Origin of the sequence: Halomonas elongata (assembly GCF_029081005.1) — a bacterium.
Lineage (GTDB): Bacteria > Pseudomonadota > Gammaproteobacteria > Pseudomonadales > Halomonadaceae > Halomonas > Halomonas elongata_B.
In genome coordinates, this window is the sequence record NZ_JAJQTQ010000018.1 from 41,652 (window position 1) to 59,313 (window position 17,662).

Consider the following 17,662-nt stretch of genomic DNA (forward strand, 5'->3'; position numbering starts at 1 on the left):
TGTCATGGGTTGCGTTCATCCTGATGGCCCAGCAGATCAGCGGCCAGTGCCGACTGCAATGCCGAATTAGCGGCCAGTTGTTCATGCAGCAGCCTGCGCTCCTGCGACAGCGTATCGATCAGCCCGACCCACTGGTGCTGCCGCTTGAGCGGAGGAACGGTAATGGGCAGCGATTCCAGTACACGACGCCGGATGCTTTTGGTCAGACTGCCTTCGGCGTTCTGCTCCAGGAAGCGCTGGCAAGGGCGCTGGTTGATCAGCCAACAAAGGTATCGGGGGAGAATCCGCTCCATCTGGGCTTTCACCACGTAGAAGTGCGGCGCCGCCACGCAGTGATCCTCGGCCTGAGAGTCCACCTCGATTGCGTAGTAGTGGCTGCCTCGCGCAGCCACAAGCACGTCGCCCGGCTTGAGCCAATTCGGCGCTCGCTTGCCGGTGAGTGCAGTGCGGGTGCAAGAGGCCCAATCGATGCCGCCATCCGCGATGTCTCGCATCTGCACCACCAGAGCCTCCCCTTCCGGCAAGTCGGCAATCTTGCCCCGGAACGGGTAGCCCGCTTGGATACTTGCTAGGTCGCCCAGCTGCATATCGATCTCGTTTCATCGTCAATGATGCAGAATACTGGTTTGCCTTCTCACTCCTGTCAAGCTATTTTCGTCTCATCGCCATTGATGCAATAAAAAGGTGCATGGTAGTGAAGGCTTCACCGACACAGGTGCGCGTTGAGGTACTGCGCAAGCTGGACTGTTACCAGCCGTCCGTCTCCCAAAGTCCCAGCCCAGAGGCATGGCGGTGCTCCCCCCGTGATGGACGGCCCTTCTGGGCGGAGCGCCTTCAGAGCCATTTCCGGGACAATTGCTACCACTACCCGGTGGTGCTGGATCCAGACGGTAGCCCCTGGCAAGAAGCCAACCGCTACCTCTTAAGCCGGCTAGCTGACATCTCGCCGATCAGCCATCGCACCCTGGAGTCTATCGCTGGCGACCTCGCTCACTTTCGCCAGTGGCAGCTCGATGACGATATCGATTTCCTCAACGTCCCCGGACGCCCTCGTGCTCGCCCGACCTATCGCTACTGTGCTTTCCTGCATGACCTCGTGGGCTTTCACACCATCAAAGCCAGCACGGCCAAACGCCGCATGAGTACAGTGCAGAATTTTTATCGCTGGCTGGAGCATGATGGTGTTCGTTTCCCCCACCCCCTATGGGTCGAGAGTGACACGCGCCTCAGCTTCAAGGATGCGAAAGGCCTCCAGCACCAGAGGCAAGTCAAGAGCACTGACTTGACCCGATCGTTCCGCACAGCGCGACAAAGTCACGATTTCAGCGAATACCTGGAAGACGGCGGCAAACTGCGGCCACTGCCGAAAGACGAGCAGATAGCCTTAGTCGAGGCACTCCAGCGCATTGGCAATACCGAGATGACGCTGGCGTTCCTGCTCGCCTTGACGACAGGTGCCCGACTACAAACCGTCTTCACGCTTCGCTCGAAGCATGTGGCCTCACCACCCCGTGACGGCACCACATCGAAGCGAATCAAGGTCGGGCATGGCACATTGATCAACACCAAGTATGGCAAGCAGATGTCCCTGCTTGTCCCAGTCTGGCTCTACACTAGGCTCCAGATCTACAGCCAGTCGCCGCGCAGATTGCAACGGGTGGCGAAAAGTCAGCACACCTACCCGGAGGTTGAGGAGCAGTATCTCTTTCTGACCCGAGCAGGTCAGCCTTACTACATGGCCACAAGCGACCCTTTTGCGTTTCTATATCGCTCTCCGCCACGCGGTAATGCTGTGACTCAGTTCATTCATCAACAACTGATGCCAAACCTGAATCAGCATGGACATGATTTTACATTTCGATTCCACGACCTCCGTGCCAGTTTCGGCATGAATCTTGTGGAGAGCCTACTTGATCAACATAGCGAAAAAAACGCTACCGAAGAACAGCGGCCCGAGTTCTTCCAGGCATTGATGTACGTGCGGGAGCGAATGGGGCATAGCCAACTCAGCACAACTGAGGGCTACTTGAATTACCGGAAGAAATTCAAGATCGCTAGCCACCTGCAAAGCGAGTTTGAATCCTTCTTGGAACAAATTGTTAAGGAAGAGTGACTCTATGGCCTGGATGGAGCGCAACACTACAGTATATAAACTTTCGGACCTCCCCTTCGATACGCAAGGCAAGCTTACCCTGATTGCCCCGCACTTGGTTCGTGTCTACATTCCCGGTTACAAATTCCCTATGGACGTTGGCTCCTGGTGTTATTCAGTCCGCAGACGCAAAAGTGGCGATAACACAAGGGAGGAAAGCGTTATCAACCTAGTGGATACGGAAAGTTACCGTACGTGTCGAAGGACTTTTATCACAAACTACCTTGACTATCTCAGTCAGCATATACGACTAGGCAAATCACCGGCCAGCCTCAAAACATCAGTCGGTCAATTTCAACGCTTTGTTAATTGGTGTGACGATAGCTACGTGCAAGGCCTGGACTCCCAACAGCATTATATCGATGCAGTTGGAGTATTCACCGAATATTTAATTGACCTTGTGCGAAAGAGTCAGATGAATATCAATACCGCTGCCACTCTTCAGCTAGTGCTATTCACTGCTGGTAGAAACATCTACTCTGACCGTTATGGTGACCTTTTCAGAGGTGTTAGAAAAATCAGTCGCTCATTTAGGGCGGTTAACATCACTGAAACACCTGAACAGAAACGAGCACGATCAGCACTAAAGTTCTACACATCATTATTCCACCAACTGTCTGACTTTGTCATTGACTTTGAGCGCTTCCCTAAGAGACTAGAATTTGAACATGGCTACTATTGGTTTTTTCCTACCCAGATGCCATTCGCAGGCCCCTCGAATATAGAGAAAAAAACTCAGAATGGAAAAAACTATAAAGCCTACGACTACATCAATGGAACGATATTCAGTGTTGAAGAAATAGCACGAAAAATGACACAGCACCGCTCCCAAGCACAAAATGCAAAGGTTGCTCGAAATAGAGCATTAACAAGAATCGATCAAGCCAATAATGATAAATACAGTATCCATAGGATGAGGGCCGCATCAATGGCCTTTCAGGCTTTCATGATGCTATTTTCTTCCAGCACGGGTATGAGCCTCGGGCAGTTCGCCTCCTTAGAGTGGTCAGACGACTACCAGGTCGGCATCGACCGGCAGGGATTTCGATCAATCAAGTATAGGGCAGGCGGAAGACCGGTTGAATTCTACATTGAGGCTAGGTTTCTCAACCTTTTCAGGAAAGCATTAAGGTTGCGAGACCACTTAATCAAAGGAACCGGAAGGGAAAGCTTTAATTATCTCTTCTTCTCCTTCAACGGGAAAGATATCTACCCTCTATCCATGAACCTATCAACGGACTTCCATCGAAGGCTTGAAATATGCTTCGACTTCAAAACCAAAATCACAACACGCATGTGGCGAGCCCACAAGAGCAACTGGCTACTTGAAAAAGCTGACTTAAGCACCACCGCTACGCTATTACAGAACACACCGGAGACGATGATAAAGCATTATTCTGAAGGCTCTGACCAGCAAGCCAGCAAGGAGCTGACGGACTTTTTCACCAATTTTAAAAACGATATCATAATCTCCAATGAAAAGCCTACCAACTCTATCGCCACAGGGCAGTGTGTAGAGCTTCACTCACCCACCCCCTCTTCAAGCTCACATATCCAGCCAGACTGTAAAACACCGGAAGGGTGTTTGTTCTGCAAAAACTTCCGTGTTCACGCAGACACTATAGATTACAGAAAAATCTTAAGCCTCAAATACATACTTGAGCAGTCAAAGCATTTAGCTTTCAATGACCATCACTTCGAGGAAATGCTTCAACCGGTCGTAGATGCCATCAACAGCATAGCTTCACAGATAGAGGCATCGGGCAAGCTCTCCAAAGTTGATGCACAAGAAATACAAAGCTCAATAAAAGACGAAGAGTTGCTATCCAAATACTGGACCAAGAAGCTTAAACTTATGGATGACCTGGAGTTAATATGATGAAAGCACAGGCCTACTACCCAAACTTTTCATCACTGGCCCAGGACATCGCCTGTGCGCCTGCCCCATTTACTCCAAATGAAGTGGGCCAACGCCCTCTTCCTGATTTTGTTGTATCAAAGACTCTTGAGGGAAAAACACTATCTATCTATTCAGATGACGTATGGGATTTTAGACCCTATCGCCTGAGTGGCAACACTGGTAATGCAAGATTCAATTTCAAGATCTTCAGCAACAGCACAAAAGAAGAAGTCAAATGGCTGATGTTCCTCTTATTATTTATGGTAGATTCTGGGCGAGCATCGGGTATCAGCATTAGCACCACGATGACATATTTCAAAGCAGTCAGAAGTCTGGCCAAATACTGTGAGAACCATGGACTAACTATCAAAGAAGTGCTTCAGGCGGAAGACGAACTAACCAAATTTGTGGGCAAGATTACAACGAGAAGTCTTCTTGCTGGTCTATCTTCCGTGTTATCTCACCTGATCACGCTACCAAGCGAAGCGTCGGGGTATAAAATATTATCCAATTTTAAGTTCGAGACGGTAAAAAGAAGACTACACAGCTTGGGTGAAGACAACCAGCATCCGGTGATCCCCAACAGAATTTACTCAGAACTGATACAGCAGCTGGATGACTTCTTTCAAGATCTCCATGAGATCAAAGACCAGCTGCAAAGGTTCATTGAGTCAATCCTTGCCTGTGACCGTTATGCACGCTCTTCAGCTTTACAAACAAAGATTGGCTATCGCACAAAAGATTTCAAACCTTTTTTCAAGGAAGCTGCACAGGAACACGGCATCTGGGAGTACCTAGTCAAGTACAAAGTTAAAAACATGCCTTCTCTGTCAACTTTCCTAACGCGAATTCAGCATGGCGCTCGTATTATTTTACATATCTACACAGGAATGCGAAGCTCCGAATCGCTGAGCCTTCTAACTAATTCGCTGAAAGTATCTAATGGAACTTACAAGCTTTTAGGGACAACCAGTAAGTTTGTGGGTCAAAAAAAGGGGGTTAGCTGGATCACCAGCCAAGAAGTAGAAAGAGCTTACGAGATAGCCGGCATGCTTGCCAAGCTCGTTTCACAGAAGATCAAACTATCGTATCACGAAACCCCGCTATTCATATCAACAGGGTATCTTTCACTTTTCACCCGGGTTGACTATGATGGAATCAACATAATCATAGGTGATGCATCAAGCAAATCTCATGAAATCTACAACCTTCTGGATCAAGATGCATTCAGGGTTACTAAAGACGACCTCAATGAGCTTGAAAAAATAAACCCTTTTCGTGCCTGGGAAAGTGAGAAAGCCTTTGCAGTGGGCAGCATATGGCGATTTACAATCCACCAGTTCAGACGTTCGCTTTCTTTCTATGTCGCCCAATCGGCTCTAGTTTCTCTCCCCTCGCTCAAAAGGCAGCTAAAGCACGTCAGTCGAGAAATGACCATCTACTACTCTCAATCCAGCAGCCAAAACTATGATGCCACTGGCCAAGAGCACATTGCTCAGCTGATCAAACGGGAAAAACCAGAAGCAGACGCCATTGCCTACATTAGTGATGTTCTGAGTTCCGGAGAGCCTCTGTATGGGGCACATGGTACCTTTATTGATCGGAACAAACCTAGCAGCAACAAACAATTGGTCTTTGCGGATAGCAGAGAAGAGCTAATAAAACAGTTCAAAAAGGGTGAAATCGCGTATACTCAAACACCATTGGGTGCCTGCACAACGGTTGCGCCCTGTGACCAGAAGCTGCTTCGTTCGATGACCTCCTGCCTAACGTGCTCTAGGTCTGTTATTAAACAGAGCAAGCTTGATCGTGTCATAGCCAGGCAGAAATTGTTCGTCGACGAGCTGGAAGACACCGCTCCTGATAGCGTAGAGTTTCGCACAGAAAAGGAGGAACTCCGCCATCTCCTCGAATACAAAGAGCGCGTCATGGGCAAGGCAGGTGAACAATGAGTGCATTGAATGATTATTGGGAAGCGTTAAGTAGGCTGCGTTCCAATACGCCGGTCAGGGTTCCCAAGAGCAGCCCCATTAACAAAGATACTGTTGCGCTCGAGGCTGGCCGCAAGCGAGGATCCATCAAGAAGTCTCGTGCTTCTTTTTCTGAGCTGATCGAAGCTATTGACAATGCGACTGCTAACATCAATCACTCATATCAATCGATTGACAATCGGCTGAAAGCTGAGAAAAGCGCTAAGAACAACTACCGGGAACTCTACCACCAGACTCTTAACCGTGAACTGATGCTTATGGAAAGACTTGCTCAGCTTGAGAAAGAGATTGAAAACCTAAAGAAAGTTGTTCCACTTCGAAAATAGGAGATGAATTATGTGGATGCAGAAAGAAATTACTTTGAAGCCCCGTTCTCGTGGCTTTCACCTGATCACCGATGATGTTGCACAGGCCATCGGCGACATAAAGAATATAAAGATAGGCTTACTGAGTGTTTTTATAAAGCATACTTCAGCTTCATTGACGATCAACGAAAATGCCGATCCGACTGTGCGAAACGACTTCGAAAGCTTCTTTAATCGCGCAGTCCCTGAAGGTGAACCTTATTACCAACACATATTTGAAGGGAGTGACGACCTTCCCGCACACTTAAAAAGCAGCCTCCTAGGTCCTAGTGTTCAAATCCCTATTTCTGATGGCCGAATGAACATGGGCACCTGGCAAGGTATCTATCTATGTGAACACCGCAACCATGGCGGCAGCCGGCGCATCGTCATTACTGCGCATGGGGAGTGACAGAGATATGGACAAAATCGTGTGTGAGGTGTCCATGCACCAAGGAGTCGATATGGACAGCCAGGAAATCCCTTCTCCCAGTAACCATGGGAAGTACAGGCGTCCATACGACGTCCATCTCAGCCGTATGCGTGATATGCCCGCCCATGTCGCCGCGAGCCTGCTCGGCACGCAACTGACCCTGGCCGTGCGCGACGGCCGCCTGGCGCTCGGCACCTGGCAGGGCGTCTGGTTCGGCGAGCATCGCGACCATGGTGGGCCACGGCAACTTATCGCCACACTCAATGGAGAGTGAGGCGCAAGACAGTCACCAGGAAGGGGCCTGGCTAGGCGGCCAGATGCCGAAACGGTAGGATTAGCGCTTTAACCCCGGCATCAGCTTCAACGTGAGCTCTCGACATGCCGATCCCGAGATTGCCTATGACCCGCCCTCCGCTGCGGGTCACGTAAAGAGTCCACTCGTGAAACTGCTCGACATTCCCTTCGATGATCGTCGTCGACGTTATCTGGTCCTTCACTCGCGGGACCTACCGGATCGCCTGCGACTGGCCAGCACCACCACCACGGCGGCATTCGAGGCCATGGGCAGCAGTCGCTTCTATGTATCGCAGGACCAGCGCATCCTCGCCAAGGTGGTGCCGGACAAGTACCGCAAGCGGCAACACCCTCTGAAATGGTTGTGCCGCGACTATCTCGAGAAGCGCTGGTTGATGCAGTCAGATGCCCGCAAGGAATTCCTCAGCCTGCGTATCCTGCGCCAGGCCGGCCTGCGTGTCCCGGGTTTCCACGGTTGGGGAATATCCCTCAACCCCGCCAACCGGACTCCCTCACTGCTGCTGATGGAACAGGTACGGGATGCCCGTGTGGGCGGCGAGGTCTTCGATGATCTCGACGAGACGGGACGCAGGCGCTTTCTCGACGACTTCTGTCGGGAAGTGGCGCAGCTCGCCCGCGCCGGCTACGTGCATCGCGACCTGCATCTCAACAACCTGCTGGTCGACGATCAGGGACGCCTGACCTGGATCGATGCCCATGTTCGCCCCCTGCCACGACGCGCCGGCGACCACTGGCCGGCCATTCGCGACTCCTTGACTGCCGACAAGCTGCGTGGCGAAACCTACCGGGACCTGGCCGAACGACGTATTGCCGAACTCTGGTCCGGCGGATCACTCGAGTAATTCGCCGGAGCGCCCCGAGCCCCGCCCGAGCGGCCCGGCACACCACCATACAAGGCCTTTTTACTCGTCGTTCCAGGCCTTCGGCGTCCAGGTAATGCCCTCTTCATCACTGGCATTCCAGGTCAACACGGCATTGGGGTGGGTATTGGCATGCTCGTCGTCAAACTCACTGTTGCCGGGCGTGTTTTCGATGGTGCCGGAATCGTCGTCGTTGGCGGTACAGTTCCAGCCCACGTCCGTACAGGGGTCGTCCAGCCCCTCGGAAATATTCACCGAGACGCGCAATTTCGCCGCGCTCAGTTCCGATAACGCTGCACTGTGCTCGGCCCGCTCCGTATAGTCCTGATAACGCGGTACCGCGATCCCCGCCAGTATCCCGATGATCGCCACCACGATCAGCAATTCAATCAGGGTAAAACCGGCTTGATCCACCGGCACACTCGTCGTGTCTTCCCTCATCCTTCCTTCCATGGCCCACCTCCCTGGTCGACGCTTCGGATACCCCCGCAGGGTTTCGCGGGTAGCGTTATCCGGACACTTGGCGCTCGCGCCTTCTCTTCGTCTCCGTCCACGCTGACCGCTCCTGCCTTGACGGTAGGTAGCGAGCCAGGGACCGACAAGGACGATTCTCTGACTTCTCGGCGTCGTCATTTCGCATGGCGGAGTCTGCAAACTCGTCGATATGCCACCGTAAAAACGTCGAGCCACGCCAACCTCGACTGACTAGACTCGGCGATATCCCAAGCCGGGACCGCAAGATGCCATGAGCGAATATCCAGCAGGTGACGACATGGAGCAGAACCCTGAGCGACATGCCATGGGCCTGGATGGCCTGGCTCGGCGCCTGGTCGACGAGGGCCTGCTCGACGCCGGGGATGCCCGGCACCTGGAACAGCAGGCCCGGCAGGCCGAGTGCCCGTTACTGACACTCGTCGTCGATGCGGGAGCCGTGTCGGCGCGGCAAGCTGCCGAAGTGGCCGCCAGGGAATACGGGCTGCCTGTCGTCGACCTGGAGACCCTGGATTTCGACGAACTGCCTCCCGCCGCCGATTATCCGCAAGCCCTGCTCCGCCGGCTCGACGTGCTTCCCCTGCGCCGTCATGGGCAGCGTCTCACCGTCGCCGTGAGCCAGCCCGCAACGCTCGCCGAACTCGATGAGCTACGCTTCGCCACCGGCCTCACCCCCGAGGGTGTCCTCGCCCCCCGGGATCAACTCGCTGCCTGGCTGGACCGTTACCTCGCTCCCAGAAGCGGCACTCTCGCGGCACTGGCTCGTATGGAGTCGTCGCCTGGGGCACTGGGCGCGGGCCATGAGAACGACGTCGCGGCATCCGATACCACGCATGACGACGCTCCGCTGGTGGCCTTCATCGACAGCATCCTTCATGATGCCATCCAGCACAGCGCCTCGGACATCCACTTCGAACCCTATGCGGCCCACTTTCGCATCCGACTGCGGATCGACGGCATGCTGCATGACGTGGCACATCCCCCCGTCACGATGCGTTCCCGTATTGCCGCCCGGCTCAAGGTGATGGCGCACCTGGATATCTCGGAACGTCGTCTCCCCCAGGATGGCGCCATCAAGTGGCGCCATCCCGGAGGCCCGGGCGTCGACTTTCGCATCAACACACTGCCCACCGTGCATGGAGAAAAGGTCGTCCTGCGCTTGCTCGACCCGACCTCGGCACACTGGAACATCGATCAGCTCGGCCTCTCCACGGCACAACGGCAGCTCTACGAAACCGCCCTGTCCGCGCCCCAGGGCATGATCCTGGTCACCGGCCCCACCGGTAGCGGCAAGACGGTGACGCTATATACCGGACTCGGACGACTCAACGAGGCCAGCCGCAATATCTGTACCGCCGAGGATCCGGTGGAAATCAAGCTGGAAGGCATCAACCAGGTCAATGTTCGGCCGCGCATCGGCCTGGATTTCGCCAGCACCCTGCGTGCCTTCCTGCGTCAGGACCCGGATGTCGTCATGGTCGGCGAGATTCGCGACCGGGAAACCGCAGAAATCGCCATCAAGGCCGCCCAGACCGGTCACCTGGTGCTCTCCACGCTACATACCAACTCCGCAGCGCAGACCCTGACACGCCTGGTCGACATGGGGATCGCTCCCTTCAATATCGCCGGCTCGGTGAGCCTGATCATTGCCCAGCGCCTGGCGCGTCGGCTCTGCGATCACTGCAAGCAGCCTGCCCGATTGAACCGGCAGGTCCTCCTCGACCTCGGCATCGACGATCCAGCGACCTGCCGCGTCGATCTTCACGAGCCCGTGGGTTGCGGCTACTGCACTCAGGGCTTCAGGGGACGCATCGGTCTCTACGAGGTGGTGCCGATCGACACGGCGATGCGCGAGCGGATCCTGCGTCGCGGCAAGGCGGCAGATCTGGAGGAACAGGCCCGACACGAGGGCTACCCGAGTCTGTGGAGCGATGGACTCGACAAAGCCATGCAGGGCTTGACCAGTCTCGCCGAAGTGAGTCGAGTCGCCGGCCATCATTGAGACAGGGCGACATGGGAGGTAACGATGCCCCATGCCCATCGCGGCGATGATGCCAAGCCGCAACGTTGGCGCTGGTCAGGACAGGATGCCGATGGACGACGCGTCACCGGCGAGACCATCGCCACACGTCGCGAAGACGTCGTACAACGACTCGTCGAACAACGTATCCTCGTGCGTCGTATCCAGCGCAAGCGAGGCTTCGGTACGGGGGCGGGGCGTATCGGCGCCCGGGACATCACGCTTTTCGCACGCCAGATGGCCACCCTGCTTCGTGCCGGCATTCCCGTGCTGCAAGGCTTGGAGGTTGTCGCCCATGGAGTCGAGAAGCCCGCCATGCGGCTTCTGGTCGAGGCCCTGAGCAAGGAGGTGAACGAGGGGACGAGCGTGGCGGAAGCCTTGGGCCGTCATCCTCGACATTTCGGCGGGCTCTTCATTCACCTGGTGGCGGCGGGTGAGCAAGCCGGCACGCTCGAGCGCATGCTCGATCGCGTGGCGACCCACAAGGAAAAGGTGGAACGGCTTCAGGCACGCGTCCGCAAGGCACTCTGGTATCCGGCCGTCGTGCTCGTCACCGGGGTGGCCATCGCCTCGCTGCTGTTGATCAAGGTAGTGCCTCGCTTCGAGGGCCTGTTCCGGGATTTCGGCGCCGAACTGCCGGCATTGACGCGCCTGACCCTGGCGCTTTCCCAGGCCGTTCAGCACTACTGGATTTGGGGACTCGCGTTCGCGATCGGCCTGCCCCTGCTGGTGCATGCCGGCCAGCGACGTTCGTCGGCTTTCGCCGCTCGCCTGCATGCGCTGGCCCTGAGCATGCCGGTGCTCGGCGACATTCTCGACAAGTCGTGCGTGGCCCGCTACTGCCGGACCCTGGCGACCACCTTCGCCGCCGGCGTTCCCCTGGCGGAGGGCCTGGACAGTGCCGCCGGCGCCACCGGGAACCGAGCCTTCAGCGCGGCCATCGGGCGCATCCGGCGTGATGTGCTCGATGGTCAGCCCCTGCACATCGCCATGCGCCAGACTCGACGCTTTCCGACACTGGCGATCCAGATGGTCGCCATCGGCGAGGAATCAGGGACCCTGGATCAGATGCTAGAGCGCATCGCCGACCATTACGAGCAAGCGGTCGATGACCGCGTCGATGTTCTGACGTCACTGCTCGAACCCGCCGTCATCGTGATCCTCGGGGTCATGGTCGGCGGCCTGGTGGTGGCGATGTATCTGCCCATCTTTGCGCTCGGAGGCGCCGTCTAGGTATCAATGCAGCCAGACGGGGGTACCGGGCACCGCCAGGGCGAAGACGTCCAGCAGGTCCGGGTCACGCAGGCGAACACAACCGTGCGAGGCTGGCACCCCCATCGGCTGGTCATCGGGCGTTCCATGCAGATAGATGTAGCGTCGCTGGGAATCGACTTCGCCGCCCCGGTTACGCCCCCGTTCGAGCCCGCACAGCCACAGGATGCGCGTGAGAATCCAGTCCCGCTCGGGATGCCTGGCAGCCAGTCCGGCGTCAAACACCTCGCCGGTCGGTCGGCGGCCGCGATAGACGGTTCCGGCAGGACGGCCCTCCCCGATGGCGGCACGCACATAATGCCAGCCCAGCGGCGTGCAGCCACTGCCATTGGCCTCGCCGGTGCCGGCCGCCCCCGTGGAGACCTCGCAGGACCAGCGAGCCTCTCGGCCCTCCCGAATCACCAGCCGCTGCTGCGCCACGTCGATCTCGACCCAGATACCATCCTCCGGGGGCAAGGCCTCCAGGCGGGGGGTGCGCATCAGCTCGCCTCCTGTACCGGCGGTTCGGGCAACGGTGCCTGCATCGCCGACACCACCACGGGACGCAGACGACGGACCAGGTCGCGCACCGTGACATGCTCGTCGTAATCCTGCTCGGCAATGTCGCGCAGCGCATCCAGTCCCGAGAGCGTGAAGATCACCGTGCCGAGCACGAAGTGCAGACGCCAGAAACGCTCGGCGTCGGGCAGTTCCGGCGTCGCCCGCCGCACCAGCTCGGTAAAGCGAGTGAAGACGCTGCCGTACTCGTCCTGGATATAGCGACGTAGATGCCCCTGAGCCTGGCTGTAGGCCAGCCCAAGCAGGCGCATGAACACCTTCAGGCTGTTACGCTCCGCCGGCACTTCGAGCACGGTTCGCGCCATGGTTTCGAGCAGTTCTTCCAGGGGAATGTCGCTGCCATCCTGACGATGCTTGGCCTCCAATTCATCCAGGGCGGCGTGGAACCGCGTGGTGAACGGGTCCAGATAGCGCGAGAAGACGGCCTGGATCAACGATTTCTTGGAACCGAAGTGATAGTTCACCGCGGCCAGGTTGACCTTGGCCTTGCTGGTGATGTTGCGCAGCGACGTCTCGGCGAACCCTCGCTCGGCGAACAGCACTTCGGCGGTGTCCAGAATGCGCGTGACGGTGTCGGGCTGGGCCATGAATCGGGTCCAAGGTTGGAAACAATTGTTTGAATGTGGTTCGAGTGTACGACAGGGCATACAGCGCCTCAATGTTACCAATCAACTACTGTTTAAAACGAGGAAACGGAAAGGACGCGCTGGCCGACCAGCGATCCGTTTTTACTGGATGGATTGCCATGCTGTATACTTGACCAATAGTGTGGTGATCGGATCTGGCTCTGCCAGCAAGATGCTCGGGCTCGTCGAGGTTTCAGATAGCGCCAGGCTCACCGATCCGTCCATTGACAGGTTCTCGACCCGGAGGTCGCATGACTCGCTCCCTCACGCCCCGCCAGCAGAACGTCTTCGATTTCATCGTCAAGACGATGAACGAGCTGGGCTATCCCCCGACCCGGGCCGAAATCTCCCGCGCGCTCGGCTTTCGCTCACCCAATGCCGCCGAGGAGCACCTGCGCGCCCTGGAACGCAAGGGCGTGATTCGGGTCATTCGCGGTACATCACGCGGCATCCGTCTTCCGGCCCAGGAGACCGAAGCCTCGTCCGGTGCTTCTCCCTCGGACGGCGCTCCCTCCCAGGGACTGCCGATCATCGGCGAAGTGGCGGCCGGCAGCCCGATCCTCGCCACCGAGCACATCGATCGCTATTGCCCGCTACCCCCCGAATACTTCACCCCCCGCGCCGACTACCTGCTGCGGGTTCGCGGCCTTTCCATGCAGAACATCGGTATTCTCGAGGGCGACCTGCTGGCCGTGCATCGCACCGAACGCATCCGTGACGGGCAGATCGTGGTGGCGCGTCTCGAGGATGAGGTCACCGTCAAACGCTTCCATCGCCAGGGTCATCGGGTGGTTCTGGAAGCCGAGAATCCCGATTTCGCGCCCATCGAGGTCGACCTGCGCCATCAGGAGCTGGAGATCGAGGGTATCGGCGTGGGCGTCATTCGCGGTGGCAATGGCCAGGCCCTGGCCTGACGCCCGCGGCTGCAAGGTACGGAGACGGCCGTGCGCAAGATCCTGCATGCCGATTGTGACTGCTTCTATGCTGCCGTCGAGATGCGCGACGATCCGTCGTTGCGCGACATTCCCCTGGCCATCGGGGGATCACGCGAGCGGCGTGGCGTGATCGCCACCTGCAACTATCCGGCCCGGACCTATGGTATCCACTCGGCCATGCCCACCGCCCGGGCACTGCGGCTCTGCCCCCACCTGACCCTGCTGCCCGGTGATTTCGACAAGTACCGCGCGGTATCCCGGGACCTTCAGGGCATCTTTCACGAGTTGACACCGCTGGTCGAACCCCTGTCGCTCGATGAAGCCTTCCTGGACGTCACCGACGTCGAGGATTTTCAGGGCAGCGCCACCTGGATGGCCCAGTGGCTCAAGCAGGAATGCCTGACCCGAACCGGCATCACCGTTTCAGTAGGCGCCGCACCGGCGAAATTCCTGGCCAAGATCGCCAGCGACTGGGAGAAGCCCGACGGGCTCACGGTGATTCCCCCGGAGCAGGTCGACGCCTTCGTCGCCTCGCTACCGGTGAACAAGTTGCATGGCGTGGGGCCCGCCACCGCGGCACGATTGGATACCCTGGGTATCGCTACCTGCTCCGACCTGAGACGCCAACCCTTCGAGCGATTGATCGACGAATTCGGCAAATTCGGGAGGCGACTGTTCGAACTGTCGCGCGGCATCGACGAACGTCCGGTGCGCACCGAACGCGAGCGCAAGTCGATCAGTGTCGAGACGACCTTCGAGCAGGACCTTCCCGATCTGGACAGCGCCCAGCGAGCATTGGCCCCTTTGTGCGAACGCTTGGCGGAACGGATCGCCCGACACGGCCAGCCGCCTCTTGCCGGGCTGTTCGTCAAGGTGCGCTTCGACGACTTCAGCCTTACCACCCTGGAGAGTCGGGGCCTTCCCGCCGCTCCCGAGAGTTTCTCGCAGTTGCTCGAACAGGCCTGGTCACGTGCCCACCGTCCCGTGAGACTACTCGGCGTGGGGGCACGCCTGGTTTCCGAAGAAGCGCGACTGCAGCTCCCCCTCCCGCTGTAATCGATCCTGTCGTCAGGCGAAGACCACCGTCTTGTTACCGTGCAACAAGACCCGATCCTCCAGGTGCCAGCGCACCCCTCGCGCCAACACCGCCTTCTCGACATCACGGCCGAAACGTACCAGGTCATTGGGGGTATGGCAGTGGCTGACCCGGTGAATATCCTGCTCGATGATGGGGCCGGCATCCAATTCTTCGGTCACATAGTGACAGGTGGCACCGATCAATTTCACTCCCCGCCGATACGCCTGATGATAGGGCTTGGCACCGGCGAAGGACGGCAGGAAGCTGTGATGGATATTGAGCACGCGGCCGGCATAGCGCTGGCAGAGTCCCGGCGGCAGAATCTGCATGTAGCGCGCCAGCACCACGCAATCGGCGCCCGCCGACTCGACGAGGCGTTCGATCTCGTCAAACGCCGGCGCCTTGTCGTCGGCCGGCACCGGCACATGATGGTAGGGAATCTCATGCCACTCCACCAGGCTGCGCAGATCGTCGTGATTGGAAATCACCGCCGCGATATCGCAGTCGAGTTCGTCAGCGGTCCAGCGATAGAGCAGATCCACCAGGCAATGACTCTCCCGGGACACCAGCAGCACCACACGGCGACGCTTCCGGGTATCGGTGAGCGCCCATTGCATGTCGAATTCCCGGGCGATGGGCTCGAAGGCCTCGCGCAGGGCATCCGGTGACATGCCGACGGAATCCGCCAGGATCTCGTAGCGCATGAAAAAGCGCCCGGACTCGAGATCGGAATGCTGGCTGGCCTCGGTGATGGAACCGCCATGTCCGGTGATGAAGCTGGAAACACGGGCCACGATTCCGAGGCGATCAGGGCAGGAAATCACCAGACGATAGTAATGTGACATCGCAAAAGCATTCCATTGGGATAACGGCAAAGGACGGCATTGTAGCGAAATCCAGCGAACACCACACGGTACGCAACGGCGCATTGTGGGGTATGGTGGCGATCCCGTATAGTGAATATCACACTCTCTACCCAGCCCCTCTCGATGCCCCAGCCTCGCGTCCAGATCCGCTCCCGCCGCCGCGCACCGCTTCATCTTCTCCCGCTGGGCGGCTGTGGCGAGATCGGGATGAATCTCACGCTGTATGAGCACCGGGACCGCTGGATCGCGGTGGACTGCGGCATGATGATTCGCCAGGACTTGCCGGGCGGTCCCCTGCAAGTGCCTGACCTGTCTCCCCTCGACGCCCTGGGCATCGCGCCTGAGGCCCTGGTCATCACCCATGGCCACGAGGACCATATCGGCGCCGCCGCCTGGCTATGGCCGCAATGGGGCTGCCCGATCCATGCCACCCCACTCGCCGCCGGACTGCTGCGCGGCAAGTTCGCGGAACGCGGCCTGCGCTCCGACGCCATTCACGTCATCGAGCCCGGGGAAGCGATCGAGATCGGCCACTTCACGCTGCGCTACCTGCCCTTGACGCACTCGATACCGGAGAGCTGCGCGCTGCTGGTACAGGCAGGCGAACGCCGCATCCTGCACACTGGTGACTGGAAGCTCGATCCTGCCCCCTTGCTCGGCGCTCCCATCGATGCCGACACCTACCGTGCCATTGCGCCGGTGGACCTGGTCGTCGGTGATTCCACCTGTGCTCCGGAGCCGGGACATTCGCGTAGCGAGAGTGAAGTGGCCGAGGCTCTTGCAGAGGCCATCGCCTCGCTCTCCGGGCGCGTCGTGGTCAGCTGTTTCGCCAGCAATCTCGACCGAGTCCTGGCGATCGGCCGCGCGGCCGATCGTTGCGGGAGACGAGTAAGCCTGATGGGACGCTCCATGGAACGCATGGTGCGGATCGCCCAGGGGCTCGGCTATCTGGAAGACTTTCCCGCCCTGGTTCCGGTACAGGATCTGGGTTACCTGCCCGCCGAGGAAGTATTGGTGATCGCCACCGGCAGCCAGGGCGAACCTCGAGCGGCCCTGTCGCGCCTGGCGGCGGGGCGTCATCCGCATTTCGAGCTGGCGGCGGGTGACAGCGTGATCTTTTCGGCCCGCGCCATCCCCGGCAATGAACGCCTCATCGAGCGCCTGAAACATGCCCTGCGACTGACCGGCGTCACCCTGCTGGACGACACTCACCAACCGGCACTGCATGCGTCGGGCCATCCTTATCAGGATGAGCTCCGCACCTTCTACGACTGGATTTCACCGCGACGTCTGTTACCGGTTCATGGCGAGGTTCGTCATCAGCAAGCCCACCAGGCACTTGCACGCGAGATGTCGATCGAGGCACCGCTGACACCGCGCAATGGAGATCTGATTCGACTGGACGATCAAGGCCTTCACCTCGAGCGACATCATCGGCTGACGCCACGCATCATCGATCAGGACAGGATCGCCCCGGTCGCGGGGGCGGGAGGCGAGTCCGACGCGCGGCATGGCCAGTTGTTCCTGGCGATTTCCGTCGCCGTCACCGAACAGGGATGGACACGCATCGGGCGCCTCATGCTGGACGACAGTCACGCCAGTCCACTCGACGAGACGGCCTTGGCCGACCGACTCGACGAATGTCTGGACGACGCCCGCGGGGATTCCCTGGCGGAATTGCGAGCAACCCTCTACCCCGACTTGATGGCCTGGCTATCCGACCATCTCCACCGCGTACCCGATGTACACCTGCAGCTCTTCGCCGTGGAGACTCAGGCCGCGGTAGGCAAGTAGCGCATCATCCAACAGAGACGATGTCC

Annotated in this window: 16 protein-coding genes and 1 pseudogene; 12 read left to right on the forward strand and 5 right to left on the reverse strand. The window is 58.1% G+C overall.

Features of this window, described 5'->3' with window-relative positions; translation table 11 throughout:
- Window positions 1–2 precede the first annotated feature (2 nt).
- Window positions 3–587: a restriction endonuclease subunit S gene (locus LU493_RS13660; RefSeq protein ID WP_275288339.1), complete on the reverse strand. Its 585-nt coding sequence runs from the start codon at window positions 585–587 to the stop codon at window positions 3–5.
- A 107-nt stretch (window positions 588–694) separates the two neighbouring features.
- On the opposite strand from LU493_RS13660, the gene LU493_RS13665 reads away from it, so the two are divergent.
- From LU493_RS13665 to LU493_RS13695, 7 genes and pseudogenes are all read left to right on the forward strand, one after another.
- A complete protein-coding gene (locus tag LU493_RS13665; RefSeq protein ID WP_275288340.1) occupies window positions 695–2,113 on the forward strand; it encodes a hypothetical protein in 1,419 nt (472 codons plus the stop codon).
- Window positions 2,114–2,480: 367 nt separating this feature from the next.
- Window positions 2,481–4,031: a hypothetical protein gene (locus tag LU493_RS13670; RefSeq protein ID WP_275288341.1), complete on the forward strand. Its 1,551-nt coding sequence runs from the start codon at window positions 2,481–2,483 to the stop codon at window positions 4,029–4,031.
- Window positions 4,028–6,004: a hypothetical protein gene (locus LU493_RS13675; protein ID WP_275288342.1), complete on the forward strand. Its 1,977-nt coding sequence runs from the start codon at window positions 4,028–4,030 to the stop codon at window positions 6,002–6,004. Before LU493_RS13670 ends, LU493_RS13675 begins: the two co-directional genes overlap by 4 nt.
- A complete protein-coding gene (locus LU493_RS13680; RefSeq protein ID WP_275288343.1) occupies window positions 6,001–6,369 on the forward strand; it encodes a hypothetical protein in 369 nt (122 codons plus the stop codon). The genes LU493_RS13675 and LU493_RS13680 overlap by 4 nt, the downstream gene beginning before the upstream one ends.
- 10 nt (window positions 6,370–6,379) lie before the next feature.
- Window positions 6,380–6,799, forward strand: a complete 420-nt coding sequence (locus LU493_RS13685; protein ID WP_275288344.1) for a secondary thiamine-phosphate synthase enzyme YjbQ — start codon at window positions 6,380–6,382, stop codon at window positions 6,797–6,799.
- A gap of 103 nt (window positions 6,800–6,902) precedes the next feature.
- A pseudogene (locus LU493_RS13690) lies at window positions 6,903–7,094 on the forward strand (YjbQ family protein); the annotation flags it as partial.
- Between the two features lie 166 nt (window positions 7,095–7,260).
- The gene (locus tag LU493_RS13695; protein ID WP_275288346.1) at window positions 7,261–7,977 is read left to right on the forward strand and encodes a lipopolysaccharide kinase InaA family protein; all 717 of its coding nucleotides are present in this window, start codon (window positions 7,261–7,263) and stop codon (window positions 7,975–7,977) included.
- A 60-nt stretch (window positions 7,978–8,037) separates the two neighbouring features.
- Here LU493_RS13695 and LU493_RS13700 read toward each other — a convergent pair whose 3' ends face one another.
- Window positions 8,038–8,448 carry a pilin gene (locus LU493_RS13700; RefSeq protein ID WP_275288347.1) on the reverse strand — a complete coding sequence of 137 codons (411 nt, stop codon included), beginning with the start codon at window positions 8,446–8,448 and terminating at the stop codon, window positions 8,038–8,040.
- A gap of 319 nt (window positions 8,449–8,767) precedes the next feature.
- Here LU493_RS13700 and pilB point away from each other — a divergent pair, with 319 nt between their 5' ends.
- Both pilB and LU493_RS13710 read left to right on the forward strand, forming a co-directional pair.
- Window positions 8,768–10,489: a type IV-A pilus assembly ATPase PilB gene (pilB, locus tag LU493_RS13705; RefSeq protein ID WP_275288348.1), complete on the forward strand. Its 1,722-nt coding sequence runs from the start codon at window positions 8,768–8,770 to the stop codon at window positions 10,487–10,489.
- Between the two features lie 24 nt (window positions 10,490–10,513).
- Window positions 10,514–11,740 carry a type II secretion system F family protein gene (locus LU493_RS13710; protein WP_275288349.1) on the forward strand — a complete coding sequence of 409 codons (1,227 nt, stop codon included), beginning with the start codon at window positions 10,514–10,516 and terminating at the stop codon, window positions 11,738–11,740.
- A gap of 3 nt (window positions 11,741–11,743) precedes the next feature.
- Here the strand turns inward: LU493_RS13710 and LU493_RS13715 are convergent, their stop codons facing one another.
- Both LU493_RS13715 and LU493_RS13720 read right to left on the reverse strand, forming a co-directional pair.
- Window positions 11,744–12,259, reverse strand: a complete 516-nt coding sequence (locus LU493_RS13715) for a L,D-transpeptidase (RefSeq protein ID WP_275288350.1) — start codon at window positions 12,257–12,259, stop codon at window positions 11,744–11,746.
- A complete protein-coding gene (locus tag LU493_RS13720; protein WP_275288351.1) occupies window positions 12,259–12,924 on the reverse strand; it encodes a TetR/AcrR family transcriptional regulator in 666 nt (221 codons plus the stop codon). The genes LU493_RS13715 and LU493_RS13720 overlap by 1 nt, the downstream gene beginning before the upstream one ends.
- Window positions 12,925–13,214: 290 nt before the next feature.
- On the opposite strand from LU493_RS13720, the gene lexA reads away from it, so the two are divergent.
- Window positions 13,215–13,877, forward strand: a complete 663-nt coding sequence (gene lexA / locus LU493_RS13725) for a transcriptional repressor LexA (protein ID WP_275288352.1) — start codon at window positions 13,215–13,217, stop codon at window positions 13,875–13,877.
- A gap of 30 nt (window positions 13,878–13,907) precedes the next feature.
- Window positions 13,908–14,954, forward strand: a complete 1,047-nt coding sequence (gene dinB, locus LU493_RS13730; RefSeq protein ID WP_275288353.1) for a DNA polymerase IV — start codon at window positions 13,908–13,910, stop codon at window positions 14,952–14,954.
- A gap of 12 nt (window positions 14,955–14,966) precedes the next feature.
- On the opposite strand, the gene purU is transcribed toward dinB, so the two are convergent.
- A complete protein-coding gene (gene purU, locus LU493_RS13735) occupies window positions 14,967–15,821 on the reverse strand; it encodes a formyltetrahydrofolate deformylase (RefSeq protein ID WP_275288354.1) in 855 nt (284 codons plus the stop codon).
- 228 nt (window positions 15,822–16,049) lie between these two features.
- On the opposite strand from purU, the gene LU493_RS13740 reads away from it, so the two are divergent.
- On the forward strand, window positions 16,050–17,636 hold the full coding sequence (locus LU493_RS13740) for a ribonuclease J (RefSeq protein ID WP_275288355.1): 1,587 nt from the start codon (window positions 16,050–16,052) through the stop codon (window positions 17,634–17,636).
- The last annotated feature ends 26 nt before the right edge of the window (window positions 17,637–17,662 follow it).

Coding starts and splice junctions, on each gene's coding strand:
- LU493_RS13710 (WP_275288349.1), top strand. CDS start 10,514: ATGCCCCATGCCCATCGCGGCGATGATGCCAAGCCGCAACGTTGGCGC.
- LU493_RS13685 (WP_275288344.1), top strand. CDS start 6,380: ATGTGGATGCAGAAAGAAATTACTTTGAAGCCCCGTTCTCGTGGCTTT.
- LU493_RS13675 (WP_275288342.1), top strand. CDS start 4,028: ATGATGAAAGCACAGGCCTACTACCCAAACTTTTCATCACTGGCCCAG.
- LU493_RS13715 (WP_275288350.1), bottom strand. CDS start 12,259: ATGCGCACCCCCCGCCTGGAGGCCTTGCCCCCGGAGGATGGTATCTGG.
- purU (WP_275288354.1), bottom strand. CDS start 15,821: ATGTCACATTACTATCGTCTGGTGATTTCCTGCCCTGATCGCCTCGGA.
- LU493_RS13720 (WP_275288351.1), bottom strand. CDS start 12,924: ATGGCCCAGCCCGACACCGTCACGCGCATTCTGGACACCGCCGAAGTG.
- pilB (WP_275288348.1), top strand. CDS start 8,768: ATGGAGCAGAACCCTGAGCGACATGCCATGGGCCTGGATGGCCTGGCT.
- LU493_RS13700 (WP_275288347.1), bottom strand. CDS start 8,448: ATGGAAGGAAGGATGAGGGAAGACACGACGAGTGTGCCGGTGGATCAA.
- lexA (WP_275288352.1), top strand. CDS start 13,215: ATGACTCGCTCCCTCACGCCCCGCCAGCAGAACGTCTTCGATTTCATC.
- LU493_RS13680 (WP_275288343.1), top strand. CDS start 6,001: ATGAGTGCATTGAATGATTATTGGGAAGCGTTAAGTAGGCTGCGTTCC.
- LU493_RS13660 (WP_275288339.1), bottom strand. CDS start 587: ATGCAGCTGGGCGACCTAGCAAGTATCCAAGCGGGCTACCCGTTCCGG.
- LU493_RS13740 (WP_275288355.1), top strand. CDS start 16,050: ATGAATCTCACGCTGTATGAGCACCGGGACCGCTGGATCGCGGTGGAC.